This is a genomic window from Pseudoflavonifractor phocaeensis, from assembly GCF_016901955.1.
Lineage (GTDB): Bacteria > Bacillota > Clostridia > Oscillospirales > Oscillospiraceae > Flavonifractor > Flavonifractor phocaeensis_A.
Map to the genome: position 1 here is coordinate 26,534 of NZ_JACJLC010000001.1, position 26,543 is coordinate 53,076.

Annotated in this window: 28 protein-coding genes, 1 tRNA gene and 1 pseudogene; 12 read left to right on the forward strand and 18 right to left on the reverse strand. The window is 58.5% G+C overall.

The features are described 5' to 3' along the window. Window positions 1-99: 99 nt before the first annotated feature. Together H6B51_RS00120 and H6B51_RS00125 are read left to right on the forward strand one after the other, a co-directional pair. Complete coding sequence (locus H6B51_RS00120; protein WP_204881746.1) at window positions 100-1,935, forward strand: TIGR03960 family B12-binding radical SAM protein; 1,836 nt, start codon at window positions 100-102, stop codon at window positions 1,933-1,935. Beyond that, window positions 1,928-2,587, forward strand: a complete 660-nt coding sequence (locus H6B51_RS00125) for a TIGR03936 family radical SAM-associated protein (RefSeq protein WP_204881747.1) — start codon at window positions 1,928-1,930, stop codon at window positions 2,585-2,587. Before H6B51_RS00120 ends, H6B51_RS00125 begins: the two co-directional genes overlap by 8 nt. 38 nt (window positions 2,588-2,625) lie before the next feature. Here the strand turns inward: H6B51_RS00125 and H6B51_RS00130 are convergent, their stop codons facing one another. The 7 genes from H6B51_RS00130 to H6B51_RS00160 form a co-directional block, all read right to left on the reverse strand. Beyond that, complete coding sequence (locus H6B51_RS00130; RefSeq protein WP_335342071.1) at window positions 2,626-3,210, reverse strand: HdeD family acid-resistance protein; 585 nt, start codon at window positions 3,208-3,210, stop codon at window positions 2,626-2,628. A 16-nt stretch (window positions 3,211-3,226) separates the two neighbouring features. Beyond that, window positions 3,227-3,712 carry a YbaK/EbsC family protein gene (locus tag H6B51_RS00135; RefSeq protein WP_204881748.1) on the reverse strand — a complete coding sequence of 162 codons (486 nt, stop codon included), beginning with the start codon at window positions 3,710-3,712 and terminating at the stop codon, window positions 3,227-3,229. 3 nt (window positions 3,713-3,715) lie between these two features. Next, a complete protein-coding gene (locus H6B51_RS00140; protein ID WP_204881749.1) occupies window positions 3,716-4,111 on the reverse strand; it encodes a thioesterase family protein in 396 nt (131 codons plus the stop codon). Between the two features lie 116 nt (window positions 4,112-4,227). Next, complete coding sequence (locus tag H6B51_RS00145; RefSeq protein ID WP_204881750.1) at window positions 4,228-5,307, reverse strand: ABC transporter substrate-binding protein; 1,080 nt, start codon at window positions 5,305-5,307, stop codon at window positions 4,228-4,230. A gap of 65 nt (window positions 5,308-5,372) precedes the next feature. Next, window positions 5,373-6,233 carry an ABC transporter permease gene (locus H6B51_RS00150; protein WP_204881751.1) on the reverse strand — a complete coding sequence of 287 codons (861 nt, stop codon included), beginning with the start codon at window positions 6,231-6,233 and terminating at the stop codon, window positions 5,373-5,375. Next, the gene (locus tag H6B51_RS00155) at window positions 6,230-7,078 is read right to left on the reverse strand and encodes an ABC transporter permease (RefSeq protein ID WP_204881752.1); all 849 of its coding nucleotides are present in this window, start codon (window positions 7,076-7,078) and stop codon (window positions 6,230-6,232) included. Before H6B51_RS00155 ends, H6B51_RS00150 begins: the two co-directional genes overlap by 4 nt. After that, window positions 7,068-8,237, reverse strand: coding sequence for an ABC transporter ATP-binding protein (locus H6B51_RS00160; RefSeq protein WP_204881753.1), 1,170 nt, complete (start codon window positions 8,235-8,237; stop codon window positions 7,068-7,070). Before H6B51_RS00160 ends, H6B51_RS00155 begins: the two co-directional genes overlap by 11 nt. Before the next feature lie 496 nt (window positions 8,238-8,733). On the opposite strand from H6B51_RS00160, the gene H6B51_RS00165 reads away from it, so the two are divergent. From H6B51_RS00165 to H6B51_RS00190, 6 genes and pseudogenes are all read left to right on the forward strand, one after another. Continuing rightward, a complete protein-coding gene (locus H6B51_RS00165; protein ID WP_335342072.1) occupies window positions 8,734-8,910 on the forward strand; it encodes a helix-turn-helix transcriptional regulator in 177 nt (58 codons plus the stop codon). 62 nt (window positions 8,911-8,972) lie between these two features. After that, window positions 8,973-9,518, forward strand: coding sequence for a TetR/AcrR family transcriptional regulator (locus tag H6B51_RS00170; RefSeq protein WP_204881755.1), 546 nt, complete (start codon window positions 8,973-8,975; stop codon window positions 9,516-9,518). 135 nt (window positions 9,519-9,653) lie between these two features. Further along, on the forward strand, window positions 9,654-10,085 hold the full coding sequence (locus H6B51_RS00175) for a hypothetical protein (RefSeq protein WP_204881756.1): 432 nt from the start codon (window positions 9,654-9,656) through the stop codon (window positions 10,083-10,085). Beyond that, window positions 10,082-11,888: pseudogene (ftsH, locus tag H6B51_RS00180) on the forward strand (ATP-dependent zinc metalloprotease FtsH). The gene H6B51_RS00175 and the pseudogene ftsH overlap by 4 nt, the downstream one beginning before the upstream one ends. Further along, the gene (locus H6B51_RS00185) at window positions 11,885-12,427 is read left to right on the forward strand and encodes an HdeD family acid-resistance protein (RefSeq protein WP_204881757.1); all 543 of its coding nucleotides are present in this window, start codon (window positions 11,885-11,887) and stop codon (window positions 12,425-12,427) included. The pseudogene ftsH and the gene H6B51_RS00185 overlap by 4 nt, the downstream one beginning before the upstream one ends. A 25-nt stretch (window positions 12,428-12,452) precedes the next feature. After that, entirely contained in the window at window positions 12,453-13,277 is an 825-nt protein-coding gene (locus H6B51_RS00190; RefSeq protein WP_204881837.1) for a glycosyltransferase family 8 protein, read from the forward strand. 135 nt (window positions 13,278-13,412) lie between these two features. Here the strand turns inward: H6B51_RS00190 and H6B51_RS00195 are convergent, their stop codons facing one another. Then, window positions 13,413-14,786, reverse strand: coding sequence for a radical SAM/SPASM domain-containing protein (locus H6B51_RS00195; RefSeq protein WP_204881758.1), 1,374 nt, complete (start codon window positions 14,784-14,786; stop codon window positions 13,413-13,415). Between the two features lie 296 nt (window positions 14,787-15,082). Here H6B51_RS00195 and H6B51_RS00200 point away from each other — a divergent pair, with 296 nt between their 5' ends. Beyond that, the gene (locus H6B51_RS00200; RefSeq protein WP_204881759.1) at window positions 15,083-16,117 is read left to right on the forward strand and encodes a hypothetical protein; all 1,035 of its coding nucleotides are present in this window, start codon (window positions 15,083-15,085) and stop codon (window positions 16,115-16,117) included. A gap of 42 nt (window positions 16,118-16,159) precedes the next feature. Here the strand turns inward: H6B51_RS00200 and H6B51_RS00205 are convergent, their stop codons facing one another. From H6B51_RS00205 to H6B51_RS00245, 9 genes are all read right to left on the reverse strand, one after another. Further along, window positions 16,160-16,729: a TetR/AcrR family transcriptional regulator C-terminal domain-containing protein gene (locus H6B51_RS00205; protein WP_204881760.1), complete on the reverse strand. Its 570-nt coding sequence runs from the start codon at window positions 16,727-16,729 to the stop codon at window positions 16,160-16,162. Between the two features lie 295 nt (window positions 16,730-17,024). After that, window positions 17,025-17,420 carry a site-specific integrase gene (locus tag H6B51_RS00210; RefSeq protein ID WP_204881761.1) on the reverse strand — a complete coding sequence of 132 codons (396 nt, stop codon included), beginning with the start codon at window positions 17,418-17,420 and terminating at the stop codon, window positions 17,025-17,027. Between the two features lie 125 nt (window positions 17,421-17,545). Continuing rightward, a tRNA-Pro gene (locus H6B51_RS00215) sits at window positions 17,546-17,622 on the reverse strand. 97 nt (window positions 17,623-17,719) lie between these two features. After that, window positions 17,720-18,721 carry an NAD(P)H-dependent glycerol-3-phosphate dehydrogenase gene (locus tag H6B51_RS00220; RefSeq protein WP_204881762.1) on the reverse strand — a complete coding sequence of 334 codons (1,002 nt, stop codon included), beginning with the start codon at window positions 18,719-18,721 and terminating at the stop codon, window positions 17,720-17,722. Next, on the reverse strand, window positions 18,718-19,437 hold the full coding sequence (locus tag H6B51_RS00225; protein ID WP_204881763.1) for a glycerol-3-phosphate acyltransferase: 720 nt from the start codon (window positions 19,435-19,437) through the stop codon (window positions 18,718-18,720). Before H6B51_RS00225 ends, H6B51_RS00220 begins: the two co-directional genes overlap by 4 nt. Window position 19,438: 1 nt before the next feature. Then, window positions 19,439-20,764: a ribosome biogenesis GTPase Der gene (gene der, locus H6B51_RS00230; protein WP_204881764.1), complete on the reverse strand. Its 1,326-nt coding sequence runs from the start codon at window positions 20,762-20,764 to the stop codon at window positions 19,439-19,441. A 28-nt stretch (window positions 20,765-20,792) separates the two neighbouring features. After that, window positions 20,793-22,163: a DUF512 domain-containing protein gene (locus H6B51_RS00235; protein WP_204881765.1), complete on the reverse strand. Its 1,371-nt coding sequence runs from the start codon at window positions 22,161-22,163 to the stop codon at window positions 20,793-20,795. A gap of 131 nt (window positions 22,164-22,294) precedes the next feature. Further along, window positions 22,295-22,489 (reverse strand): 50S ribosomal protein L32, encoded by a 195-nt coding sequence (rpmF, locus tag H6B51_RS00240; protein ID WP_130869493.1) that lies wholly within the window; start codon window positions 22,487-22,489, stop codon window positions 22,295-22,297. 41 nt (window positions 22,490-22,530) lie between these two features. Beyond that, on the reverse strand, window positions 22,531-23,031 hold the full coding sequence (locus tag H6B51_RS00245; RefSeq protein WP_204881766.1) for a YceD family protein: 501 nt from the start codon (window positions 23,029-23,031) through the stop codon (window positions 22,531-22,533). A gap of 186 nt (window positions 23,032-23,217) precedes the next feature. Between H6B51_RS00245 and H6B51_RS00250 the strand changes: the two genes are divergently transcribed. Next, window positions 23,218-24,183, forward strand: coding sequence for an RluA family pseudouridine synthase (locus H6B51_RS00250; RefSeq protein ID WP_204881767.1), 966 nt, complete (start codon window positions 23,218-23,220; stop codon window positions 24,181-24,183). A 65-nt stretch (window positions 24,184-24,248) separates the two neighbouring features. Beyond that, entirely contained in the window at window positions 24,249-25,097 is an 849-nt protein-coding gene (locus H6B51_RS00255) for a mechanosensitive ion channel family protein (protein WP_204881768.1), read from the forward strand. Window positions 25,098-25,140: 43 nt separating this feature from the next. Here H6B51_RS00255 and H6B51_RS00260 read toward each other — a convergent pair whose 3' ends face one another. After that, entirely contained in the window at window positions 25,141-25,614 is a 474-nt protein-coding gene (locus H6B51_RS00260; RefSeq protein ID WP_204881769.1) for a DUF4830 domain-containing protein, read from the reverse strand. Window positions 25,615-25,694: 80 nt separating this feature from the next. On the opposite strand from H6B51_RS00260, the gene H6B51_RS00265 reads away from it, so the two are divergent. After that, window positions 25,695-26,411, forward strand: coding sequence for a pseudouridine synthase (locus H6B51_RS00265; protein ID WP_204881838.1), 717 nt, complete (start codon window positions 25,695-25,697; stop codon window positions 26,409-26,411). Window positions 26,412-26,543 lie beyond the last annotated feature (132 nt).

Consider the following 26,543-nt stretch of genomic DNA (forward strand, 5'->3'; position numbering starts at 1 on the left):
TTTGCCTGACATTTGCAGTATAATATTATCCTGCAACTTTTGCGGACTTGACCGTCCCCACCGGGGGCGGTATACCATACAGAGAGGGTTCGGCATACCATGAATCGTACGTTGGAACATATTCTGCCCCGGGTGCAGAAACCGGCCCGCTACACCGGCGGTGAATATAATGCGGTGGTAAAAGACCGGCGGAGCGTGGATGTACGCTACGCCCTCTGCTTTCCAGACACCTATGAGATCGGCATGTCCAACTTGGGCATGCGCATTCTCTACGGCGTGATGAACCAGATGGACGGCGTCTGGTGCGAGCGGGTGTTTGCCCCCTGGGGGGACATGGAGGAGGAGATGCGCCGGGAGGGCATTCTGCTCTACGGCCTGGAGAGCGGCGACTCCATCGCCGATTTCGATCTGATCGGCTTCTCCCTGGGCTATGAGATGGCCTATACCAACGTGCTCAACATGCTGGATCTGGCGGGGCTCCCCTTACGCAGCGAGGAGCGGTACGGCCTGGCCCCCATCGTGGTGGCCGGCGGGACCTGCGCCTACAACCCGGAACCCCTGGCCCCCTTTGTGGACCTGTTCGTCCTGGGAGAGGGAGAGGATGTGAGCGTGGAGCTCATCCACCTCTACCGCAAGGCCCGGGAGGAGTGCTGGAGCAAGGAGGAGTTCCTGGCCTCCGCTGCCCAGGTGCCTGGCATCTATGTGCCCTCCCTCTACCAGGTGACCTACAAGCCTGACGGTACCCTGGACCGGGTGGTCCCCCAGGAGGGGGCTCCGGCGGTGGTGACCAAGCGGATTGTTCAGGACTTTGACAAGAGCTATTTCCCAGTCAAGACCATTGTGCCCTCTACCGAGATCGTCCACGACCGGGTGATGCTGGAGCTCTTCCGGGGCTGTATCCGGGGCTGTCGGTTCTGCCAGGCGGGATATGCCTACCGGCCGGTCCGGTCCCGGGATCCGGAGCTCCTGCTGCAGCAGGGTATTGAGGCCTGCAAGGATTCCGGCTACCAGGAGATGACCCTGTCCTCCCTGTCCACCAGCGACTACCGGCCTCTGGAGCAGCTGTGCGACGGGCTGCTGGAGTGGTGCGAGCCCAACAAGGTGTCGCTTTCCCTGCCTTCCCTGCGGGCGGACAATTTTTCCCTGGGGCTGATGGAGCGGGTGCAGCATGTGCGCAAATCAGGGCTTACCTTTGCCCCTGAGGCAGGCACCCAGCGGCTGCGGGACGCCATCAACAAGAACGTCACTGAGGAGGATCTGCTCCGGTCCTGCCGCACTGCCTTTTCCGGCGGATGGAGCAGCGTAAAGCTTTATTTTATGCTGGGCCTGCCTACCGAGACCGACGAGGACGTGCTGGGCATCGCTGACCTGGCGGAGAAGGTGTACAAGGCCTGGAAGGAGACCACCCCCAACCCCAAGCGGGGAGTGAGCATCACCGTGTCCACGGCCTGGTTCGTGCCCAAGCCCCACACCGCCTTCCAGTGGGAGCCCCAGATCTCCATGGAGGAGTACCAGCGGCGGGTGAAGCTGCTGCGGGAGCATATGCGGGGCCGTTCCATCCGCTACAACTGGCACGATTCTCAGACCAGCTTCCTGGAGGCCGTTTTTGCACGGGGTGACCGGAAGGTCGCCCAGGTCATCGAGACTGCCTGGCGCAATGGGGCCAAGTTTGATGCCTGGAGCGAGTATTTTGACTTTGACCGCTGGCAGGCTGCCTTTGCCGCTTGCGGTGTGGATCCCGCCTTTTACGCCAACCGGGCCCGGGAGAAGGACGAGGTGCTGCCCTGGGATGTGACCTCGGTGGGTGTGACCAAGGACTTTTTGTGGCGGGAGCGGGAGCGGGCCTATGAGGCCGTCATTACCCCGGACTGTCGGGTCCAGTGCACCGGCTGCGGGGCCAACAAGCTCTATCCGGGAGGGAAATGCGATGCATAGACTGGCCTTTTCCAAGGCGGACACCGCCAAATTCATCTCCCACCTGGACCTGATGCGCACCTTCCAGCGGTCCTTCCTCCGGGCGGGAATCGTCATTAAGCACACGGAGGGCTTCAATCCTCACGCCTTTGTATCTATCCCTCTACCCCTGTCGGTGGGATTCTCCAGCGGCTGCGAGGTGCTGGAGTGTCAGGTGTTGAACACCCCTTTGGAGGAGGTGCCGGAGCGAATGAACGCCGCTCTCCCCGCCGGGATCACCGTCCATCGCTGCTATGAGGGGGTACGGCCGGTAAAGGAACTGGCCTATGTCAACTATATCGTCACCCTGGAGTACGAGGCGGGAGCCCCCTTCGGGGCGGAGACCGCCATCCGGAGCCTGCTGGAGCGGCCCTCCCTGGTGATGGAGAAGCGGAGCAAAAAGGCAAAGACCGGCAAGGTGGAGGTGGATCTCATCCCCCTGGTAGCTAAGGCCACTGTGGAGGAGCGGCGGGACACCATCGCCTTGGATTTGATTCTGAAAGCGCAGAACCCGGGACTCAACCCCGAACTGTTGGTGGCTGCTATTCGGACCTATTGCCCTGATGCCGCCCCCGACTACGCGGTGTTCCATCGCCGGGCAGTGCTGGACAGCCAGTTCCAGCCTTGGGAATAACGAAAAAAAGACTTCCGCAATTGCGGAAGTCTTTTTTGTTACAGATCCAGCGGGTCCACGTCCACTGGATGGGTTTTGCGGTACTCCTTGGTGCAGTGGGAGAGCTGGTAGAGGGTCCACAGGTCGGAGCCTCCGGTATACAGCAATACTGCGCCCACCACCCGGAACAGGGTCTCCTCAGCCAGCAGGGGGTGGAAGATGACCAGAATGCCCAGGGCGGTCACCGCCAGGGAGAGGATCAGGTTGATGTTCCAGTGGGCGTAGTCGATGCGCCGCAGCTCCAGGGTCCGCTTGACGCTGAGCAGACCGTCAATAGCGATGTACAGCCCCAGGATGACCGGAATGATGCCTTGAATGAGAGGAGGATAGATCACCATCACCGCCCCGACAGCGGCGGCTACGATCCCCAGGAAGAGGCCCAGAAAGGCGCTGCCCTTCCGGTCGTCCTTGCGGTAGTAGCCCCAGATGGCAAAGATACCGTAGAGCAGCAGAATGGCCCCAAAGAGGTAACAAATCAGGTTCATCACAGTGGTGGGCCAGATGAGAAGCACCACGCCTAGAACAGCGTATAGAATAGACAGGAATACATAGCTCACCGTCATATTTTTCAGCCGGTTTTTCACGGGAAAACACAACCTTTCACTGGGCTGGCGTCTGCCAGCCCTTGCACACGTCAATCCAACCCAGGCTGTTGGACAGCCGGGCCAGCTCGTCACAGTTGAGCTTCACAGCGGAGGCGGCGTTGCCGGCGGCGGGGTAGATGGTCTCAAACCGCCGGAGGGACACGTCCAGGTAGGTAACTGTATTGGGGTGCTCGATGGCGAAGGGGCACACGCCGCCAATCCGGTGGCCGGTGAAGGTTTCCACTTGCTCCGGGCTGAGCATGGTGGCTTTGTGGTGAAACTGAGCCTTGAACTTGGAGTTATCGATTTTAGCGTCCCCGGCGCACACGATGAGGACGGCCCCATCCTCATGGAGAAAGGAGAGGGTCTTGGCGATGTGGGCGGGCTGGCAGCCCACCGCCTGGGCGGCCAGCTCCACGGTGGCGCTGGACACGTCAAACTCCCGGATGCGATCCTCATAGCCCCGCTGGGCCAGGTAGGCCCGGCATTTCTCGATGGACAAGGCTCAGTTGCCCCCCTTCTTGGCCTGAGCCTTGGCCAGGAAGCGGTCTACGGTGATGACAAAACGCTCATGGGTGCCGCCGCCGATGGGGCCGGCCTCGTCAAAGGCCCGGACGGCCAGGGTGATCTTTTTGCCCTCCACGGCGGTGACCTCGGCCTCGGCCCACACCTTCATGCCGATGGGGGTGGCGGCATCGTGGGTCACGTCCAGCCGGGTACCCACGGTGCCCTGGCCCTCCTCCAGGTGGTCTTGGACGGCGTTGACAGCAGCGTTTTCCATCAGAGCCACCATATAGGGGGTGGCGAACACGGGTACCAGGCCGCTGCCCACGGCATCGGCGGTATTGTTGGGGGTGACCACGGTTTCGGCCTTCCCCTTCAGTCCAACGGTAATCGGCATTTGATTTGACTCCTTTTGTATCAGATTGGGTGGTTCTGGCCTTATTCTACCGCAAGATCTACCAAATAGCAAGGAAAAAGCCGCGCCTAATGGCGCGGCTTTTTTGATAAGGCCGGTCAGCTGGCGGCCAGCATGAGGCGGGTCCACTCAGAGTCGTAGAAGGCCAGAATGTCAGCGGGAAGATTCTGGAAGCTCTCGCAGTTGGCCAGGATGGACTCGTCGGGGTAGGCGTAGGGATCGTTGGCGGTCTCCTCGTCCAGCTCCTCCCGAACGGACAGCAGGGGGGTGGAGTACCAGATCTCCTCGCAGTTCTTCAGGCCGGCGGCGGTGGAGCACATATAGTTGATGAAGATCTCCGCGTTCTCCTTGTTCTCGGCGTTCTTGGGGATGCACATGGCGTCCACGTACAGGTTGGTGCCCTCCTCCGGCAGGCAGAAAGCCAGGTCGGGGTTGATTTCCTGCATGGTGAGGAAGTCGCCGTAGTAGTAGGCGCCGATGGCGGCGGAGCCGCCCTGCATCTTTTCAAAGATCTCGTCCATCACGTAGGACTGCACCAGAGGCTTCTGCTGGATGAGCAGATCCACCGCCTCGGTGATCTGGGCCTGATCGGTGGTGTTGTAGGAGTAGCCCAGGTACTTCAGGGCTACGCCGATGGCGTCCCGGGAGTTGTTGAACATGAGAATCTGGCCGGCGTATTTCTCATCGAACATAGTGGCCCAGCTGGTGGGGGTCTCCTCCACCATGGTGGTGTTGTAGATGATGCCCAACAGGCCCCACATATAGGGCACGCTGTACAGGTTCTCCGGGTCGTAGTCCGGGTTCTTCAGGGCGGGGTCGATATCCTCAAAGTTGGGGATGTTGTCAAAGTTCAGGGGCTCCAGCATGTCCTCCTCGATCATCCGGGAGATCATGTAGTCGGAGGGGATGACCACGTCGTAGCTGGCCCCCTCGTTCTTCAGCATGCCGTACATGGACTCGTTGCTCTCGAAGGTGTCGTACACCACCTCGATGCCGGTCTCGGCGGTGAAGTCCTCCAGCACGGACTCGTCGATATAGACGCCCCAGTTGTACACGTTGACCACGCCCTTGTCAGCGGAGGCGGGGTCTTTGGCTTCGCCGGAGGTGGTGCCGCCGCAGCCGGCCAGCAGGCCGAAGGCCAGGGCGGAGGCGGTCAGGAGCGCAAGAGACTTTTTCAATTTCTTTCTTTATCCCCTTTCGGAAATTTCTACTATAACCAGCCCCGGAGGGCTTGTTACCACGATTACTGTCCGGGATTCAGCTTGGCCCGCTGCCGGGCAAAGGCGTTTTCCTGCCGCACCTGCCGGATGTTCACCGTCAGCAGCAGGGCGAACACCACCAGGAACATGAGGGTGGACAGGGCGTTGATCTCGGGGGTCACCGGCTTTTTCACCGCCGTGTAGATCTCCACCGCCAGGGTGGTGACGCCGGAGCCCTTGGTGAAGTAGCTGATGACAAAGTCGTCGATAGACATGGTGAAGGCAATGATCAGGCCGTTGAGCACGCCGGGCATGATCTCCGGGAGGATGACCTTCCGGAAGGCGTACCACCCGGAGGCCCCCAGGTCCTGGGCGGCCTCGTACACGTTGGGGTCCAGCCCCCGCAGCCTTGGCATCACCGACAGGATGACGTAGGGGGCGTTGAAGGTGATGTGGGCAATGAGCAGGGTGCCAAAGCCGGTGCTCCACCGCACCCCCAACAGATCGCTGAGAAAACTACCGTTGAACACCCCGATGGCAAACACAAAGAGCAGCATCATGGACACGCCGGTGATGATGTCCGCGTTGGTCAGAGGAATGTTGTTGACGGACATACACACACCACGGGCACGGCGGCGCATGGAGTAGAAGCCGATGGCAGCGGCGGTGCCCAGGATGGTGGCGATAAAGGCGGCCAGAACCGAGAGGATCACGGTGGTGCGGACTGCCCCCAGCAGGCGGGCGTTGTTCAGCAGCTCCCCGTACCAGGCCAGGGAGAAGCCCCCCCACACCCGATTACTCTTGGTGGCGTTGAAAGAGAAGATGATGAGCAGCACGATGGGGGCGTAGAGGAAGAGATAGACCAGAAGGGTAAAGACCCGGGAGGGAATCCGATGCTTTCTCACAGGACCGCCACCCCCTCTTCACCCTCGCCGAAGCGGTTCATGAGGGCCATCAGTACCAGAACGATCACCATCATCACCAGGGCGATGGCTGAGCCCAGGTGGGGGTTGTAGGCATTGCCCAAAAACTGCATCTCAATCAGGTCGCCCAGCAGCAGGGTCTTGGCCCCGCCCAGTAGCCGGGACAGGGCAAAGGTAGATACTGAGGGAATGAACACCATGGTCACCCCGGACAGCACCCCCGGCAGGGACAGGGGGAAGATCACCTTCCGGAACACCATGGAGCTGTTGGCCCCCAGGTCCTGGGCTGCCTCGATAACCTTGGGGTCGATCTTGTCGATGACCGAGAAGATGGGCAGCACCATGAAGGGCAGGAAGTTGTACACCATACCCAGCACGATGGCCCCTTGGGTGTTGATCATGTGAAAAAATTTCAGATCGGTGCCGAAAATGGCGTTCCAAAGGTCAATAAAGCCGATGGCGGACAAAAACTGGTTGATAAGACCGTTGTCGTCCAGGATGGTCATCCAGGCGTAGGTCCGCAGCAGGAAGTTCATCCACATGGGCAGCATAATGAGCATCATGGCCACCTTGCGCACCATCAGGCTCTCCCGGGAAAGGAAATAGGCCAGGGGATAGCCGATGAGGATGCAGATGGCGGTGGCCACAAAGGCCAGTACGAAGGAGTTGCGGAAGGCGGGCACGTAGGTGCCCATATTGCTGAAATTGTTCAGGGTAAGGCTGCCGTCCTGACCGGTGAAGGCAAAGACCACCACCAGTACCAGAGGAGCCACCACAAAAATCGCCATCCAGACCACGTAGGGTGCGGCCAGCCACTTATTCCTCATCGCCGTCTCCCTCCTCCGGTCCATCCTGGTTGAGCTCGTCATACTCGGAGGAATAGGAGCTGTAGTCGCCAAAGGTGCCGGAATACCGGCTCTTTTTCATGATGTGGAAGCCGTCTGGGTCGATTTTCACCCCGATCTTTGCCCCAACGGGGGAGTAGTCTGTGGTCTGGATCAGCCACTTGAAACCCCGGAAATCCACGATGATATCATAGTGGATGCCCTTGAAGGTGACCTCGGTAACGGTGCCGGTGAGCTGGCCCTCGGCCTCAGGCACGATATCGATGTCCTCCGGCCGGATGACCACATCCACCGCTTCGCCGGGGGCGAAGCCCTTGTCCAGACACCGGAACTTCCGGCCGTACATGCCCACCACATAGTCCTCGTGCATGATGCCGTCAATGATGTTGGACTCGCCAATGAAGTCGGCCACAAAGGCATTTTTGGGCTCGTTGTAAATGTCCTCCGGGGTGCCGATCTGTTGAATTTTGCCCTCGTTCATCACCACAATGGTATCGGACATAGTGAGGGCCTCTTCCTGATCGTGGGTGACATAGACAAAGGTAATGCCCACCTGCTGCTGGATACGCTTGAGCTCGATCTGCATATCCTTCCGCAGCTTCAGGTCCAAGGCGCCCAGGGGCTCGTCCAGCAGCAGGACCTGAGGCCGGTTGACAATGGCCCGGGCAATAGCAACCCGCTGCTGCTGGCCACCGGAGAGGGAGTTTACCGACCGTTTGCCGAAGCCGGCCAGATTCACCAGGGCCAAAGCCTCCTCCACCCGCTCCTTGACCTCGGACTCAGGTACCTTCATCAGCTTACCCGGGTTTTGGGGGTCAGGTACCTTATTCACCCGCAGGCCGAAGGCCACATTCTCAAAGATGTTCATGTGAGTAAACAGAGCGTATTTCTGAAAGACAGTGTTGACCTTCCGCTTGTGGGGGGGAACGTCATTGATCCTCACACCGTCAAAGTACACGTCGCCGGAGGTGGGTTTCTGAAACCCGCCGATGATCCGCAGTGTCGTAGTTTTACCACACCCGGAGGGGCCCAGCAGCGTGAGGAATTCCTTGTCGTTGATATAGAGATTGATGTGATCCAGGATAACGTCGTCGTCAAATTTCATGAAGCAATCCGACAGGCGGATCAGTTCCTTGGACATGTATCCTCCCCCATTTCTGAATGGCATTAAAAGGCGTACCCAAACCGGCGGTTGGGTACGCCCTATTGACGAAACAAATATATATGGTATTGCGAAAAATGTCAATAATAAAACAGGACTTTTCAGGGATTTTACGGTTTCTCTTCCTGGTATGGAGGTGTGAGACAGGGGTAGCTTGAAGATCCATCCTTGCTGGAACGGAGCGCCGCCGGCGGAAAAGGTGATGCGCGTCATGGTAAACAGGACATTTTCCGCCTTGTCATATTTATTTCAGTCCGGGAAATAGGCAAAGTATGCTTTGAATCTGTTGGAGCACATATCCATGCCTCAATGGTCATAGTACCACAAGTACTGACAAAATACAATATAATATGGTGTATAAGGGATAAAATAAATTGCCTACAAAGCGAGAGACTCTCGCTACACTTTATTTAAAGGAGCGAGAGCAATGGATGGAAGGCATTATAAAGTATTTGTTCAAATAGGGCTGAATATCATGTATTATCGTAAAGAACGAGGCTGGACGCAGATGGAATTGGCGGAGGCCGTTGATTTGAGCAGGAATCACATGCAGCGGATCGAGGCGGCTACTGCCGTCCCCAGCCTGTCCACTCTGCTGGATATTGCCGATGCCCTGGGGGTACCGGTACAGAAGCTGTTTGACCAGCGGTGAGCGCCGGTTCGGACAGGCTGTTACCCCGATAAGATCCCGTGTACAAAGGAGGCTGAGCCGCCGTGCCCACCGATATGAAAAGAACCATCGCGGAGGCTGCCCAGACTCTGCTGACCGAGCGTCATGTGAAGAAGTTGACAGTCAAGGATATCGTGGAACAGTGCCACATTACCCGGCAGGCCTTTTATTATCACTTTGAGGGAATCCCCGAGTTGCTTCGCTGGATGATCGACGGCTACTTTGAGAAGATGATGGAAGAGACCATGGCCCAGGAGGACGGAGAGGCGGGGCTGCGCTGCTTTTTTGTCCTGGCCATCAACGCCGCCCCCTATGTGATCCATGGGATGAAAAGCAACTACGGAGAAGAGCTGGAGCGGCTGTTGCGGCAGAGCTTTCACCGATATTTCGCCCTGGCCTCCCAGCGGAAGCATTTTTACCCCAACTGCACCCATTCCCAGCTGGAGGTCATACTGCGCTATCACAGTCAGGCCATTCTGGGCCTGCTGGAAGAATGGACGGAGGAGGATACCGAGCGGCTGGATCAGATTGTCCACACCGTTTACCACATCATGACAGCGGAGATCCCGCCCTGGGATAGCCGCGGCTGATATTTTGCTTGCCAAAAGCGCCGGAGTGTAAAAGGTTTTTACACTCCGGCGCTTTGTGTCTATACACGGAGAAACTTCTGCTCATTGCGGGTAAAAGGCCATTCTTTATAATAATAGCAGAAAGGAGGCGGGAGCATGGCCCATGAGATTCTTTCTGTCAAGCTCTGTGAGCTGGAGGACCAGCTGGCTCGGCTGAGCAGCCGCATCCATCTGAGCGAAACAGCCGGCCGCCCGCAATTACAGCAGGAGATCCGGGCCCTGCGCCGGGAGTGTGCCGAAACGGAACTGACTCTGCGGACAAGGCTAACGCATTCCCGGGCGGAAGTGGCGTCCGTTCTAGCGGGCTCTTACGGCGAGGTGGAGCAGAGCCTGAAACAAGCCAGGACCACGCTGCGAAAGCAGATATCCCAGAGCGGTGACCCGGAGAGCGCGGCGGAGGGAAAGATCCTCCTGGCGGAATACGCCCTGGATTTTGCTCTCCAGGCGGCCAACCGGGCTCTGCTACTGGCTATGGAGGCGATCGACGCCCAGGATATGGAACGGAAAGGAGATAAAGCGTTGTCATGAAAGAAGTAAAAACGCCCAAAAAACCCCTGGTTTACTATTACTGTATTGTATTACTGATCATTTTTCTGTTCAACATCCTTGTGACTCCTCTGCTTACCCGCAATCAGGTGGTGGAGGTGGACTACGGCACCTTCATGGACATGATCGAGGCGGAGGATGTGGGCGCGGTACAGGTGGAGGATACCCAGATCCTGTTTACGGACAAGGATGGGAGCGCATTATATAAAACCGGCCTGATGGAGGATCCCACCCTCACCCAGCGTCTCCATGACACGGGGGCGGAATTTACCCGGGTGATCGAAGAGCCCATCTCGCCCATTTGGAGCTTCCTGCTCACCTTTGTGCTACCTATTTTGATCTTTGCCGCCCTGGGTCAATATATGAGCAAAAAGCTGATGGAGCAGGCGGGTGGCGGCAAAGGCTCCATGGCATTTGGAATGGGAAAGAGCAATGCCAAGATCTATGTGCAGTCCACCAAGGGGATCCGTTTTTCCGATGTAGCCGGCGAGGACGAGGCCAAGGAAAGCCTGGCCGAGGTGGTGGATTATCTGCACAACCCCGGCAAATACAGCCAGGCCGGGGCTGCCATGCCTAAGGGAATCTTGCTGGTGGGCCCTCCGGGTACCGGCAAGACCATGCTGGCCAAGGCGGTGGCCGGTGAAGCCGACGTTCCCTTCTTCTCCATTTCCGGGTCGGAGTTTGTGGAGATGTTTGTGGGCATGGGGGCCTCCAAGGTCCGGGACCTGTTCAAGCAGGCCAAGGAAAAAGCGCCTTGTATCGTGTTTATCGACGAAATCGACGCCATCGGCCAGAAGCGTAGTTCGGGGGGCGGCTACGGCGGCAACGACGAGCGGGAGCAGACCCTCAACCAGCTGCTCACTGAGATGGACGGATTTGAGGAGAATACCGGCGTCATCATCCTGGCCGCTACCAACCGGCCGGAGTCCCTGGACCCTGCTCTCACCCGCCCTGGCCGGTTTGACCGGCGAGTACCGTCTGAAGGTCCACGCCAAGAAGATCAAGACGGCGGAGGATGTAGACTTCCACACCATCGCCCGCATGGCGGCTGGAGCCTCCGGTGCGGAACTGGCCAATATTATCAACGAGGCCGCCCTTCGGGCGGTGCGCGGTGGCCGCGTTATCGTCAACGAGTCTGACCTGGAGGAAAGCATCGAGGTGGTCATCGCTGGGTATCAGAAGAAGAATGCCGTCCTCTCCGACCGGGAGAAGAAGGTGGTGGCCTATCACGAGATCGGCCACGCCCTGGTGGCCGCTATGCAGAGCCACTCCGCCCCGGTACAGAAGATCACAATCATCCCCCGCACCTCCGGCGCCCTGGGCTACACCATGCAGGTGGACACCGGGGACAAGTACCTGCTGACCAAGGAAGAGATAGAGGATAAGATTGCCACCTATACCGGCGGTCGGGCGGCGGAAGAGGTGGTTTTCGGTTCCATCACCACCGGCGCATCCAATGACATCGAACAGGCCACCAAGCTGGCCCGGGCCATGATCAGCCGGTATGGCATGAGCGAGGAGTTTGATATGGTGGCAATGGAGACGGTGAACAACCAATACCTGGGAGGCGATTCCTCTCTGGCCTGCGCTCCTGAGACCCAGCGAGAGATCGACCGGAAGGTGGTAGAGCTGGTAAAGACCCAGCATCAAAAGGCCAAAAAGCTCTTGGAGGACAATCGGGACAAGCTGGACCAGCTGGACCAGCTGGCCGGGTTCCTTTATGAAAAAGAGACCATTACCGGAGAGGAGTTTATGGAGATCCTGACAGGAGGGGAGCGGCAATGAGGAAGCACTCAAGCTTTGGCTGGCTGGAGTTAGGGATCGGCATTCTGCTGATTCTGCTGGGCGTCCTGGCCTTTGTCAAGCCGGATCTGGCCCTGACTGGCTTGGTGTTCGCCTATGGTGTCGCCGCGGTGGCCATGGGCGTGGCGGACATCATCCTGTATATCCGGGTGGAGCGATACACGGGTTTTGGCCCCATGCTCTCCCTGATTTCAGGAATTATGAGCGTGATGTCCGGCCTGATGCTGGTGGTATATCCCGGTACGGGAGTGTTGGTGCTCACTGTTCTGTTCCCTATCTGGTTTATTGCCCACTGTGTCTCCCGGCTGGCCCATCTGGGACATATCCGCTTTGTAGCGGGAAACGGGATCTATTATTTCATTTTGACCATCAACATCATCGGACTGTTTTTGGGTATCCTAATGGCTGTCTATCCGCTGTTTACTCTGACCACCATCCGCTGCTTTGCCAGTGCCTATTTGATCCTGCTGGGTGTGGACAGTGTGGTGATGGCGGTCAGCCGTATGGGAAAGCGATGGTAAGGAAGGAGACAATCCTGTGGAACCGATGTGCCTTTTAACCACCTTGGATCAGAATTACCTACCCCAGCTCCAGGTGCTGCTCACCTCTCTGGCTGTTAATAACCCGGGAGAGGCTGTCACCCTGGTCCTGCTCCATAGTGCTATCCCGGAGGAGAGACTCTCATCCATCCGGAATCAGTGCGACGCCTGCGGATATTCATTTTGCCCTATCCGGGTAGACGACCGTCTGTTTCAGGGGGCCCCCGTCACCCGGCAGTACCCCAAGGAGATGTACTACCGGCTCCTGGCGCCTCATTTACTGCCCCGGGAGATCAAACGGGTTCTCTACCTGGACCCGGACACCTTGGTCATCAACCCCATTCGCCCCCTATGGGAGACCGATCTGAAGGGGAACTTGTTTGCCGCCGCCGCACATACGGGTAAGACCGAGTTGGCCAGTGGCGTCAACCAGCTTCGGTTGGGGACGGAGGGAGATTACTACAACTCCGGGGTCCTGCTGATGGATCTGGAGGCTGGGCGGAGGGAGATCCTGCCCCAACATCTCTTTGACTATGTTGCGCGCCACGGCAGAGAGCTGATCCTCCCCGATCAGGATGTGCTCAACGCCCTGTACAACCAGCGGATCCTGCCTCTGGAAGACGCCCTGTGGAATTACGATGCCCGCTACTACAGAAGCTATCTGCTGCGCAGTGGAGGCCTTTACGACCTGCGGTGGGTAATGGCGCACACGGCGATTCTTCACTTCTGCGGTAAGGAAAAGCCCTGGAAGCCCAAGTATATCCGCCGGTTTGGGATCCTGTACCAGCATTATGCACAGCTTGCACGAAACCGGTGGGGGGCTGCCATATGATCTAATGGATTATGAGCAATGACAACGGGAGCGTTGCGGTATTTACCTGCAACGCTCCCGCTTTACGCATCCGGGTCGTTTAATGGATGGAGGTTCTGTAGCAGTATGCTGCTACAGAACCTCCGCTCTGATTATTTATGTTTGATTTCCGCAGGGGTGCTGGCATCCGGTGCAGCTCCACAGCTGGTCCGCCGTGGGCCTCCAGCTCTCCGCATAGGGCGTGGTGCGGTCGCAGAGGGTGTCCACATCCTCTGGGGCCTCGTAGTCGGTGGATTTGGCTCCCGTCTCCTTTACCATGGCCCGCAGCTTTTCCGGGTTCTCCAGCATGGGACAGGGCCGGAGCATGTTTTTATTGAAAGGCTGGCCGTCGTGATAGGCCATGAAGATGGGGGATTTCAGAGCCGCCAGCAGAGTGGAGTTCCGGATATTCACGTTGGAATAGTGGATGAACACGCAGGGCTCCACATCGCCCCGGGCGTTGATGTGCAGGTAGCGCCGCCCACCGGCGATACAGCCGCCCACATACTCTGCGTCGTTCTGGAAGTCCATGGAGAAAATGGGCTTGGTGCCGCGGAAAGCCCGGATGCGGCGGTACATCTCCGCTCGCTGCTCGGGGGTAGGCAGCAGAGCGGGGACAGCCCCGTTCCCCACGGGCATGTAGTGGAAGAACCAGATGAACAGAGCGCCGGCATCAATGATCTGATCAAAATAGGCCTCGCTGCTCACATCCTGCCAGTTGGCGCTGGTGTAACAGGTGGAGATACCGAAGGGCAGACCGTGGGACTTCAACAGGACCATGGCCTGATGTACCTTTTCATAGATACCCTGTCCACGGCGACCGTCGTTGGCCTCCTCGAAGCCCTCCAGAGAAATGGCGGGAACGAAGTTCTTTACCCGCAGCATCTCATGACAGAAATCCTCGTCAATGAGGGTGCCGTTGGTGAAGGAGAGGAACTCACAGTCGGGATGCTTCTCGCACAGGGCGATAACGTCCTTTTTGCGCACCAGAGGCTCACCGCCGGTGAAAATATACATATAGGTGCCCAACTTCTTGCCCTGGGTGATGATGGAGTCCATCTCATCAAAGGACAGGTTCAGCTTGTTGCCGTATTCTGCCGCCCAGCAGCCGGTGCAGTGGAGATTGCAGGCAGAGGTGGGGTCCAGCAGAATGGCCCAGGGTATGTTACAGTTTTCCCGGGCTGCCGTCTCATCTTGGGTGGCGCTGCCCATTAGACTAGCGTTGAGTATGAAATTCCGGAAGAAGGCCTTGCGGACCCCGGGATCCAAGGCATACACTCGCATGATAAGCTGGTACCAGTTGTTGTTCTTGTCCGTAATCACGTTCCGGAACGCGTTCCGTTGGGAGACATACCAGTCGTCAGGGACCACCTTGTCCACCAGATCCATCAGCTTTGGAATATTGGCCTCCGGATCCTTTTCCAAGTAGCTCAAGGCCTGATTGATGGCCACACGGAGTGCGGCGTTTTTGGCCTTGTCTGAGATACTCATAAAAATGACCTCGCTTTTTCTAATATTGCGGGATATCCGCCGTTGGGGCAGATGCTCCACGGTTTTGGATTACCCACATTTTAAGACAGGATAAAGGACTTGTCATGGGACACCATGAGAAAACTGTGTCATTTTTCGCTGTTTTCTCAAAAGTGTTACCTTTTTATACAATTGGGGCAAGTTGTCTATATCATCCGGCGGGGCTCCTTTTTATAATGGCAGACATCCAGGCGGAACCACCGAAGGCCAACGCTGGGTCGGGGAGACAGCCTGCGGAAAAGGAGTGGCAGACGAGTATGACGGGAGCACGAATGAAACGGGCCATGACGGAGGTCATCGTTCGTCGGGGCTTCCATGCGATCCGGAGAGACCCCAAGCGGGCGCTTCGGAATCTGGTGGATCTGGGGCAGGAGACTGCCGGGGGGCAGTTTCAGAGAAAGTTCCTGGGCATGGCCCAACAGGTCCTGACCCATGAGGACAGCCTCTACTACACCCTGATCCAAAAGACAATCCAGTCGGTGGATGAGGAGCGCCTACTTACCTTCGGAATGAATCTGGGCTGGAACGGCCTGGTCCAGGGCGCCAAGCAGATCCGGACCGAGGAGGCCCGGCGGGGGCACAACATCCCCTGGTCACTAACCTTTCATATAGAAGCGGGGCCAGACAGCCTTTCCGCCAAGGAATATCTCTGCCTGATTCGGGAGGGGACTGAATTGGGCGTCTATACCTATTTCCTGTTTCCGAGGGATAGCCCTTCCGTTCAGTTCTCCATTGACCTATGCCAGTCCAATAGGGGCTGCGCCTTTTGTATTATGCTGCCCCCTGGTCTGGAAGAGCAGCGCCGGAACGAGCTCTGCCCCAATACGATCCTGGGTGTGGATACCTCTGGGGAAGACTGGATGGAGCAGGTGCAGTGGCTAAGGGACGGGAAATACCCCTATCTGCTCTACCGCGCCTATTCCACGCCAGAGGATGTGGAGGACATCATATCCGGGCGATGGGCGGAGCGGATTATGCCCCAGGCCGGTGTGGCAGCCCTGCTGGTCGCAGCGGGGGATATGGCGTTTCCAAAGGGTTCCCCTGTCTATGAATATGCGCTGGATGCCCGGCTGAAGCAGCGGTATCCCACGGTGATGCTGGATTTCTATCACGATAACATCTATGCCGACCGGTGTATCTCAGGCGCTCCCTGCTTTTTCGGAGTCCTACCGGACGGTATCGTTACGGAGTATTGCCTGGGCCGTGAGAAGCCTACGATATATTCTGTCAGGACGCAGCCGCTGGAGGAGCTATTTCGACGATTTTCCAGGTCAGGCCAGTTTGAGACATGAAAACAGGAGCTGTCGCAAAATCGCGACAGCTCCTGAGTTTTATTATTCTGAATGCCGGAGAGGAGCCTGTTCAGCGTCCCCGTCCGGCTCCTGCACCTGCTTGCTGCCCTGTAGGTGGATCAGGTCGTCGGTGCTGCGCAGCAGGGCCACAAAATCCTCCGGCGGCAACTCGATCCCTTCATTCAGCCAGCGAAGGATAGCGACTAACACGGCGTCCGAGATAAAGTGGGAGTAGAAGGACTGGGCTGCCTCGGGCGTCACGCCACCCTGGACTGCCACCATACGGAGCTCGCCGGGATCCGGCATGATGAAATGCTCCACAAAGTGGAGCAAGAGACTCTGGAAATACTGGCGGAAGGAGTTCTGCCCGCTGAACTGCATTAGCTTTCCGTAGAAATCCCGCTCCTGATAGAGGTATTGGCACAGGGCCTCCACCACGGCCCAGCGGTCGTCTGCGGGGGAGTTCTTCATTACGCTGATGAACTCAGTCTCAAAGATCCACTCCACCAGGGCGTACTTGTCCTGAAAGTGGTAGTAAAAGGTCTTGCGGCTCACTTGACAGGCTTCACAGATGTCGTTGACGCCCACCTTCTCAAAAGCTTGGTTACGCACAAGACTCTTTAAGGCCAAAGCCAGTGCCTTCTTTGTTAAATTGGACTCCGCCATGGCCATCAAGCCCTCCCCATTTTGTGTTTTATTTAGTATATCAAAAGGTGAGAAAGCAGGCAAGTAAACATGAAATACCGCAAATCGGTAAATGATGCACCTGCATATTAACGGCTTCTATGAGCGATGCTTTATTCTCCAAGTCCACATCCCTGATTTTGATATTGCCGATGGCAGCCGCTCGACACCCGTTATTCAGCAGGAGATTGACCGTGACCCAATTCCGGTATTCGGGGAAATCTCATTTCCTGGTACTGGGCTTGCAGACCAGGGCTTTTAATTCCTCTTCGGTATAGGTTTCCTTCACCGTTTCCTCCGCCTTGTAGAGAGGCTGGTTGAGCCGGGTGACTCCCTCCGCGTTGCACCGGGAAAAGAAGGATTTCAGCGTCCGGGTATTGCTCTTGCTGGAGTTGGCCGCAAGGCCCGCGTCCCGCATGGAGGAAATCGTGGTCTCCAGGTCTGCCTTTTTCAGTTTGTCTATTTGGGTATCCGCAGAAAGATGCTTACTGAATGCGGAAAAATGCTGCCCATATGTGGAAATGGCCTTTTCGCTCAGACCCCAGGCGTTCCTTGCCGTGAGAATGTGGTGAAAGGTGTCCGCTACGGTTACGCTGTTTTTCATCTTGATTTTTGCCATGATTCAACACTCCGGATTCCTCAAATTTCTTTGAAAAATCAAGCGCGTTATTCTGCCAATCAAAAGTATGGAAAAAGATAACAGAAAACCCGCAACCCATTGTGTTTCAATGGATTGCGGGTTTTTGGTCCGAGTGACTGGATTCGAACCAGCGGCCTCTTGAACCCCATTCAAGCGCGATACCAAACTTCGCCACACCCGGAAGTCGCCGCCTGTTTCAGACGGCTTGATTATATTACCACAGACCTCTGGGGAATGCAAGTGTTTTTTTGAATTTTTTTAGATTTTTTTCGGAGGGATCAAACCCAGCTGTCCTCCAGCTCATGCCGGCGCTTCCGTGTCATCAGATCCACGATGACCTTTCGGGGATCCTTGCCGTTGTAAAGCACCTGATAGGCTGCCTCGGTAATAGGCATCTCTACACCAGCCTTCTGGGCCAGGGCGCGGGCGGTAGCCGCGGCGTAGTAACCCTCCACCACCGCACCGATCTCCTTCACCGCCTGCTCGGTGGGGGTGCCCTTTCCAATCAGGATGCCGCAGCGGCGGTTACGGGAGTGCATAGAGGTACAGGTAACGATCAGATCGCCTACTCCAGACAGGCCGGCAAAGGTTTCCTGACGGCCTCCCAGTGCTACTCCGAGCCGGGCGATCTCGGTCAGCCCACGGGTCATCAGGGCCGCCTTGGTATTATCACCGAACCCCATGCCGTCGCTGATGCCGGCACACAGAGCGATGACGTTCTTCAGGGCGGCGCCCAGCTCCACCCCCACCACGTCGTCGGAGGCGTACACCCGGAACCGCTCATTCATAAACAGGTCCTGAACCAGCTCGGCGGCAGAGCGGTCCTTGGAGGCGGAGACCACCACAGTGGGCACATGGCGGCCCACCTCCTCGGCGTGGGAGGGGCCGGACAGAGCCACGATGGGGAAACGGTTCCCCACCTCTTGGGCGATGGCCTCGGTGAGGGTGAGAGAGGTATCCTTCTCAATGCCCTTGGACACTGAGATGAGCACGGTATCCGGCTCCAGCAGGGGCGCCACGGCCCGGGCGGTGCTCCGGACGGCAAAGGAGGGGGTGGCCAGCACCACAGCGCCGCAGCCCTTAACGCAGTCCAGCGCGGCGGTGAGCTTTAGCTCCTGGGGGAGAGGAACGCCCTTCAGCAGGGGGTTTTCCCGCTGCGCCGCCAGCACATCGGACTCCTCCTGGGTGTAGGACCACAGGGTCACGTCGTGACCGTTATCCAGCAATACCAGGGCCAGAGCCGTGCCCCAGCCGCCGCTGCCCAGCACAGAGATCCTCATTTTGTCGTACCTCCGTTCATTTTATGGTGCAGGCTGAATTTGGATTCAGTGCCCTTCAGGATGCGCATCAGGTTGCCACGGTGCTTCCATACCACAAGGGCGCCCACGATCAGGCCCAGCAGGAAGATGAGCAGGTCCTGATACACGAACCAGGTGGCCACCGGGAAGGAGGCCCCTGCCCAGATAGAGCCCAGAGAGACCCACTTGGTAAGGGCGGCCAGGATGATAAATCCGCCCCACACTACCAGGGCGATGCGCCAGTCCATCATGATGGCGATGGTGCCGCCGGACAGGATGCCCTTGCCCCCCTTGAAGTGGAACATGCAGGGGAACATGTGGCCCAGCAGGCAGAACATGCCGGCCCAGTACTTGGCCAGCACAAGGAGCATGGCGGTGTCGGCCACCATATACCGGACGATGGCCACACCCACCAGAATGGCCACGATGGCCTTGATGACGTCGGTGAGGATGACAACCAGGGTCAGGGGGCCGCCAAAGGTGCGGTAGAAGTTGGTCAGGCCCGCGTTGCCGCTGCCGTGGGTGCGTACATCGTCCCGCAGGATATACTTGGAGACGATGACCGCTCCGTTGAAGCAGCCGCAGAAATAGGCGATGATGGCTACCAGCAGGATGGGGGCCACCTCGATCTGGGTGAGCAACCCCAGGGTGCCGGAATCGGCGGACAGGACGCCGGCGGTGTTGGTCAAAACGAACATATTAACTCTCCTTATCGCTCTTCTGGCGGATGGTCAGCCGCACAGGCGTCCCCTCCAGACCAAAGGTGGAACGGATCTGGTTTTCCAGGTAACGCTGGTAAGAGAAATGAAACAGCTTGGCATCGTTGCAGAAGCAGACGAAGTGGGGAGGCTTGATGCCGATCTGGGTCATATAGTAGATCTTCAGCCGCCGGCCCTTGTCGGTGGGGGGCTGGACCCGGGCGGTGGCATCTGCCAGCACCGAGTTGAGCATGCCGGTGGTGATGCGCAGGGAGGCCTGATCGTTGACGTAGTTGATCAGGTCGAAGAGGCGGTCCACCCGCTGGCCCGTCAGGGCAGAGATGAACACGATGGGGGCGTAGGTCATATAGGCCAGGTCCCGGCGCACATCCTGGCGCATCCGGTCCATGGTCTTGTCGTCCTTTTCGATGGCGTCCCACTTATTTACCACGATGATGCAGGCCTTGCCCGCCTCGTGGGCCAGACCGGCCACTTTGGTGTCCTGCTCGGTGACTCCCTCATTGGCGTCGATCATGATGAGGCACACGTCTGCCCGCTCGATGGCCATGGTGGCCCGGAGGACGGAAAACTTTTCGATGGGATCGTCCACCTTGGATTTTTTTCGCATGCCGGCGGTATCGATCAGCAGGTACTTGCCCTTCTGGTTCTCAAAATAGCTGTCCACCGCATCCCGGGTGGTGCCCGCCATATCGCTGACGATCACCCGCTTTTCTCCCAGGATCTTGTTCACCAGGGAGGACTTGCCCACGTTGGGCTTGCCGATGATGGCCACCTTGATGACGTCGTCCTCCTCCTCTTCTTCCTCCTCCGGGGGGAAGTACTTGAAGCACTCGTCCAGCAGGTCGCCGGTGCCGTGGCCGTGGACGGCGGAGACGGCGATGGGGTCGCCCAGGCCCAGGTTGTAGAACTCGTAGATGTCCGGGTTGGTGGTGCCCACCTGGTCCATTTTGTTCACCGCCAGCACCACCGGCTTACCGGAGCGCAGCAGCATGTTGGCCACCTCCTGGTCGGAGGCGGTGAGGCCGGTTTTCACGTCGCAGAGGAAGATGATGACGGTGGCGTTCTGGATGGCGATCTCCGCTTGCTGCCGCATGAAGGCCAGGATCTCGCTGTCGGTGCCCGGCTCGATGCCGCCGGTATCCACCAGGTCGAATTTGCGGTTCAGCCACTCGGCCTCGGCGTACAGCCGGTCCCGGGTGACCCCGGGGGTGTCCTCCACAATGGACAGCCGCTGGCCCACCAGCTTATTGAACAGCATGGACTTGCCCACGTTGGGCCGGCCCACGATGGCGATTAACGGTTTCATTGGTTCACTCCATTTCTGTCCCTACGGATTACGGATTATAGAGATGGTATTCCGCCTCCGGCGGCAGGAGGGGACACTGGGTTTCGATCTCCCGACCCAGCATGGCGTCCACCAGGTCGAAGCCGCTGTCGGCGGGCACGACGGTCACCGGTACCTCCAAGGCAGCCTCCAGCTGGTCCACGGTTACGTCGTCCAGAAACACCCGCTCTCCCGCCCGGAGCATATTGTCCGGCAGGAGCAGCCGGGCCCCCAGGTCCTTGCCCTTCAACTGGTCCAGCAGATCGGTACCGGTAATGAGGCCGGACACGGTGATAGTCTCCCCAAAATACCGGTTGATGATGGGATAGACAGTGCCTTTTATATTACCACACATTTCCCGAAGCTTGTCAACAATTTCCTGGACAAAGGGGGCGGCGGACAGACCAGTGGCGATGGAGAAGGAAAGGGGAGCCTCGTCCCTCTCTACATCCTCCAGGGCCATAGCGGCCTGGCTGGTGAGCAGGCGCAGCATGCCCACCCCGTTTTCCAGCTGAGCCATGTCCTCATAATAGGACTTCTCCGGCAAGGATCGGCCGGCCAGCAGGTAGAACTCGTCGGAACACCAGGCCAGGCTGGTGCCCTTCTCCTTTCGAAAGGCGGCGGCGAAGCCCTCCACCTGCTCCAGCAGGGCGGCGGCCTGGGCGGCGGTGTAGGGCTCGATGTGGCACAGGCCCTCCCGGAATTTAGTGACCCCCACTGGCACCACGGCGATGCTGTTCACCGCCGGGTAGAGGGCGGACAGCTCGGTCAGAGTGCGGTCCAGGGCAGGGCCGTCGTTTACTCCGGGACAGGCCACCACCTGACAGTTCATGGTGATCCCCGCCTGGGCGAACCGGGTCATGATGTCCAGGCACTCCCCGGCCTGGGGATTTTTCAGCATGGCGGTGCGCAGGGCAGGCTCGGTGGCGTGGACGGAGATGTTGATGGGACTGATGCGCAGATCCATCACCCGCTGGATTTCCCGCTGGGACAGGTTGGTGAGGGTAATATAGTTGCCCATCAGGAAGGACAGCCGGGCGTCGTCGTCCTTAAAATACAGGGTTTTCCGCATGCCGGGGGGCATCTGATCCACAAAGCAGAAAATGCACTTGTTGGCGCAGGAGCGGGCCCTGTCCATGAGATAGGTCTCAAAGTTCAGGCCCAGATCGGCTCCCTCCTCCTTGCGCACCCGGACGGTGCGGCTGCCGCCGTCGGGGGTGGTGAGGGTGAGCTCCAGCCGGGGGTCGTAGGCGTAGAACTTGTAGTCCAGCACGTCCACCACCGGGTGGCCGTTGATGTGGGTCAGGGTCTCCCCGGGATGAACACCGGCCCGGTGGGCCGGGCTGTGGGGATCAACAGATGCGATTTTGGTCAGGCTCATGGACGTGCCCCCTTCGGAGGTGTGGCCTGGGGCGGCCAAATGGGCCGCCCACAGGTAGGTTGTTTTTTATTGTACCCGAATTCCGGGCAAAAAGAAAGAGGGGCTTCGCTCCCCTCGTTCTTTTCGGCTATTTACTTCGCCTCAGCGGTTTCCACCTTGCCGAACTCATGGCCGTTATAGCTCATGCAGCTCTTGCACATCCGGTGGGGCAGACGGAACGCACCGCACTTGGGGCAGGTGGTGACGCCGGGAGTCTCCAGCTTCCAAACGGAGCTGCGGCGCTTATTCCGGCGCTGCTTGGACACTTTACTCTTAGGGACTGCCATCTATGACACCTCCTTAGGTTCATGCCCTGGCCGGGCAAATCTTACTCATCTTTATCCAACAGCTGCGCAAGAGCAGCCAAACGTGGATCGATCTCTTTCCTGCATCCGCAGGGTCCCTGGTTCAGGTCGGTGCCGCAGGTGGGGCACAGGCCCTTGCAGTCCTCCGAGCACACGTGCTTGGAGTCCATGGAGAGCACCAGGGCGGTGGTGAACAGCTCGTCCAGATCCAGACAGCCGTCCTCCAGGAGCACGATCTCGTCGTTCTCCTCGTCCTCCAGGGTTTCGGCCAGCAGGGTGCTGACCGGCAGGTCCAGGGGCTGGGAAAAGGGCTTCAGACAGCGGTCGCACACCAACTCCAGGGTGGAGACCGCGCTGCCCTCCAGCAGCAGGGCGCCTGCCATATTGCGTACCGTCCCCTGAATGGTCACAGGGTGGGCGAAAGGCCGCTCTCCGTAAAAATCCAGCTGGGTCAGATCCAGCTGGGACTGAAAGGGCAGGGACGCGCCCGGCACATGAAGTATCTCCTTCAAATTTAAGCGCATGATACCCTCCTCATAATGGTACGCAGAATATTATAGCGAATGGTCAACTGGTTGTCAAACCTTTTTTTCAACTTTTTTATGGCATTTTTCCGCCGGGGTTCAGGCCGGGGTTGCGCCGCGGCCGGGTGGCGGGTATAATGGGAAAACAGAACACAAAATCGCCCCACAGGCGGCTTGGAGGTCACAATGCGGGAATTTACCATAGGAAAAAACGACGCCGGGCAGCGGTTGGACCGGTGGCTGGGCAAGACCCTGCCTCTTCTTCCGGCTCCCCTGGCCCAGAAATATATCCGGCTGAAGCGGGTGAAGGTCAACGGCAAGGGCTCCCAACGGGATGTGCGGCTGCAGGTGGGGGACCTGCTGCAATTATACATCAACGACGAGTTTTTTGATCAGCCCCGGGAGGACAACGCCTTTCTGGCGGTGTTCAAACCCAAGCTGGATATCGTGTATGAGGATGAGAACCTGATGCTCCTCAACAAACGGCCGGGGCTACTTTGCCACGCCGACGAGCATGAGAAGGTGAACACCCTTATCACTCACATCCAGGCCTACCTCTACCAAAGGAAGGAGTGGAACCCCAGAGACGAGCACTCCTTCATCCCAGCCCTATGCAACCGCATTGACCGCAACACCGGAGGCATCGTCATGGCGGCCAAGAACGCCGAGACCCTGCGCATCCTCAACCAGAAGATCCGGGACCGGGAGATTGCCAAATACTATCTGGCGATTATCCACGGCAGGATGACCCCGCCCCAGGGCAAGCTGGAGGGTTTCCTGTTGAAGGACGAGGACAGGGCCCAGGTGAAGGTGTTCTCCCGGCCTGTGCCCGGAGGAAAGAGTGCCGCTACCTTATATAAGACACTGAAGGTCAACCGGGGCCTGTCCCTGGTGGAGTGCGAGCTGCTCACCGGCCGCACCCACCAGATCCGGGCCCAGTTCGCCGCCGCCGGCCACCCCCTGCTGGGGGACGGTAAGTATGGCCGGGAGCGGGACAACAAGCAGTATGGACGTTCCTTCCAGGCCCTGTACTCCTACAAGCTGACATTTGCCTTCCCCACCGACGCCGGGCTTCTGGAGTACCTGAGAGGAAAGACCTTTACGGTGGAGGATGTGGATTTTGTAAGGGAATACTTTTCGGAAAAGGCTTAGGACCAGGGATTGCCCCCAAGGAGTGGGTATGGTAAAATAGGGCGGATTCGGGAAAGGAGTAGAACATGCTGACCAATCTGACCAATCTGACCCCGGAGGACGCGGAGGAGACCATCCAGACCGTCACGGGTTTTTTCAACGATTTGAATCTGAAGAAGATCGTCACTATTGTGGTGCTCTTCGCCGCCTGTATGGTGGCCATGAAGGTGATCCTGCGCCTGGTGGACAAGACCTTCCAGCGGATGGAGATAGAGAAGGGCCTGCACACCTTTATCCACGCCGCTCTGCGGGTGATCCTGTGGTTAATTACCATATGCATTGTGCTGGACTATGTGGGGGTGCCCATGACCAGCCTGGTGGCCGTGCTCAGTGTGCTGGGCCTTGCGGTCTCCCTGGCCATTCAGGGGACGCTCTCCAATCTGGCGGGAGGCATCCAGGTGCTGGTATCCCAGCCATTCAAGGCGGGGGACTATGTGGAGGCCGGCGGTGTGGGCGGAACTGTGGTGGAGGTAGGCCTGGCCTATACCAAGCTTGCCACAGTGGACAATAAAGTGATCTCAGTGCCCAATGGCCAGATTTCCAGTGAAAAGATTACCAACTATACCACCGCCCAGAACCGCCGGGTGGATCTGAAGTTTGACGCCGATTACAGTCACCCCCTGGAGCAGGTGGTGAACTGCATCCGCCGGGTGGTGGAGGAGCATCCCAAGGTGCTCTCAGACCCGGAACCCTTTGTACGGACCTCTGCCTACAAGGACAGCAGCATCGAGTATACGGTGCGGGCGTGGTGTGCCACCGAGGACTATTGGGACGTGTACTATGACCTGGTGGAGCAGGTGAAGTACGCCTTTGACCGGGAGGGGATCCAGATCCCCTTCGGACGGTTGGATGTCCATATCATCGACCCGAAATAATGATACGGGGCGCTCAATCGAGCGCCCCGTATTGAGTACGGGCCTATTCCGGCATGGCCAGGCCGTGGATGAAGCCTCCCAGCTGAGGGGAAAGCACATCGCCGCCGATGACGGTGTTTTTGTACACCAGCAGCCCGGCCTGGATGCCGGCCTCTCCGGTGGGGTAATTGATAACCTCATAGGTGTACCGCTTTACCCGCTTGCCCTGGTATTTGGTCAGATCGAAGCCCTGGGCGGCCTGGAGCTCCAGGTATTGGGTATAGCTCTCGTCAAAGACATCCGGGATGAGCAGCTCTTCTACGGCGGCGGGCTCGGGGGAGACCTGCCAGCCGTAGCTTTCCAGATAGGCCACCCGGTCCTCATTGGTTTTGACCTGTGGGGCGGCCGCCCCGCCGGTGGCCGCGGTTTCCCGAGCCGCCAGGCCGGAGGAGAACAGCAGCAGTCCGCATACCGCCGCTGCCGCGGCGGCCACAGCCAGGATGGGCCCCTTGCGGAGCCTGGCGGTAACAATAAACACAGTGCAGCGCCCCTTTCCAACGTGCAGGTGATTCAGCCTATGCGGCGGAGGGGCGTGATATGACGGAAGAGAGGGACAGAATGGAGCGACTGGACAAGATACTGGCCAACACGGGGCGCTGGTCCCGCAAGGAGGCAAGGGAGCTGGTGCGGGCGGGCCGGGTCACGGTAGACGGGGCAGTGGTTCGGGCTCCCGAGGGGAAATTTGATCCCGCTGCCCACTTCCAGGTGGACGGCCAGATCATTTCCGGGGAGCGGCTGGTGTATATCATGCTCCACAAACCCGCTGGCCTGGTGTCGGCCACTGAGGACCCCCACCAGCCCACGGTGCTCACCCTGCTGCCGGAGTACCTGCGGCGGGTGGGGCTCTTTCCCGCCGGACGGTTGGACAAGGATACCGAGGGCCTACTGCTGCTCACCAACGACGGGCCTCTGGCCCACCGGCTGCTCTCCCCCCGCCGCCATGTGGACAAGACCTACTTTGTCCGGGTGGAGGGGATCCTGGACGGGGCGGACGCGGCCGCCTTTGCCGCAGGCATGACCCTGGGGGACGGCCTGGTGTGCATGCCTGCCGGGCTGGAGCGTTTGGAACATCCGGATGAGGCCATCGTTACCCTGCGGGAAGGCAAGTACCATCAGATCAAACGGATGCTGGCTGCCCGGGGCAAGCCGGTGGTCTACCTCAAGCGGCTGACCATGGGAAGCCTCTCTCTGGACCCTGGGCTGGAACCGGGAATGTGGCGCTATCTCACCCCGGAAGAGCTGAAGGAACTGGCTTCCGGCGAGGCTGAGGACTGACTCCGCGCAGCGCTTTGGGAGACTTTTAGTCAATTTCACCAAAAAACTTTCAAAATGCTATTGAAAAGAGCAAAAAAAACCGGTATAATAAATGCTGTTGAATCTGATGCTTTTCCAATATCTGTTTTACAG

Bases quoted from the DNA above. Each gene is read 5' to 3' on its own strand.
- H6B51_RS00155 (WP_204881752.1), bottom strand. From the start codon at position 7,078: ATGAGGAATAAGTGGCTGGCCGCACCCTACGTGGTCTGGATGGCGATT.
- H6B51_RS00190 (WP_204881837.1), top strand. From the start codon at position 12,453: ATGTGCCTTTTAACCACCTTGGATCAGAATTACCTACCCCAGCTCCAG.
- H6B51_RS00220 (WP_204881762.1), bottom strand. From the start codon at position 18,721: ATGAGGATCTCTGTGCTGGGCAGCGGCGGCTGGGGCACGGCTCTGGCC.
- H6B51_RS00185 (WP_204881757.1), top strand. From the start codon at position 11,885: ATGAGGAAGCACTCAAGCTTTGGCTGGCTGGAGTTAGGGATCGGCATT.
- H6B51_RS00210 (WP_204881761.1), bottom strand. From the start codon at position 17,420: ATGGCAAAAATCAAGATGAAAAACAGCGTAACCGTAGCGGACACCTTT.
- rpmF (WP_130869493.1), bottom strand. From the start codon at position 22,489: ATGGCAGTCCCTAAGAGTAAAGTGTCCAAGCAGCGCCGGAATAAGCGC.
- H6B51_RS00200 (WP_204881759.1), top strand. From the start codon at position 15,083: ATGACGGGAGCACGAATGAAACGGGCCATGACGGAGGTCATCGTTCGT.
- H6B51_RS00140 (WP_204881749.1), bottom strand. From the start codon at position 4,111: ATGCCGATTACCGTTGGACTGAAGGGGAAGGCCGAAACCGTGGTCACC.
- H6B51_RS00175 (WP_204881756.1), top strand. From the start codon at position 9,654: ATGGCCCATGAGATTCTTTCTGTCAAGCTCTGTGAGCTGGAGGACCAG.
- H6B51_RS00160 (WP_204881753.1), bottom strand. From the start codon at position 8,237: ATGTCCAAGGAACTGATCCGCCTGTCGGATTGCTTCATGAAATTTGAC.
- H6B51_RS00265 (WP_204881838.1), top strand. From the start codon at position 25,695: ATGGAGCGACTGGACAAGATACTGGCCAACACGGGGCGCTGGTCCCGC.
- H6B51_RS00245 (WP_204881766.1), bottom strand. From the start codon at position 23,031: ATGCGCTTAAATTTGAAGGAGATACTTCATGTGCCGGGCGCGTCCCTG.
- H6B51_RS00250 (WP_204881767.1), top strand. From the start codon at position 23,218: ATGCGGGAATTTACCATAGGAAAAAACGACGCCGGGCAGCGGTTGGAC.
- H6B51_RS00125 (WP_204881747.1), top strand. From the start codon at position 1,928: ATGCATAGACTGGCCTTTTCCAAGGCGGACACCGCCAAATTCATCTCC.
- H6B51_RS00225 (WP_204881763.1), bottom strand. From the start codon at position 19,437: ATGTTCGTTTTGACCAACACCGCCGGCGTCCTGTCCGCCGATTCCGGC.
- H6B51_RS00255 (WP_204881768.1), top strand. From the start codon at position 24,249: ATGCTGACCAATCTGACCAATCTGACCCCGGAGGACGCGGAGGAGACC.
- H6B51_RS00165 (WP_335342072.1), top strand. From the start codon at position 8,734: ATGTATTATCGTAAAGAACGAGGCTGGACGCAGATGGAATTGGCGGAG.
- H6B51_RS00120 (WP_204881746.1), top strand. From the start codon at position 100: ATGAATCGTACGTTGGAACATATTCTGCCCCGGGTGCAGAAACCGGCC.
- der (WP_204881764.1), bottom strand. From the start codon at position 20,764: ATGAAACCGTTAATCGCCATCGTGGGCCGGCCCAACGTGGGCAAGTCC.
- H6B51_RS00195 (WP_204881758.1), bottom strand. From the start codon at position 14,786: ATGAGTATCTCAGACAAGGCCAAAAACGCCGCACTCCGTGTGGCCATC.
- H6B51_RS00235 (WP_204881765.1), bottom strand. From the start codon at position 22,163: ATGAGCCTGACCAAAATCGCATCTGTTGATCCCCACAGCCCGGCCCAC.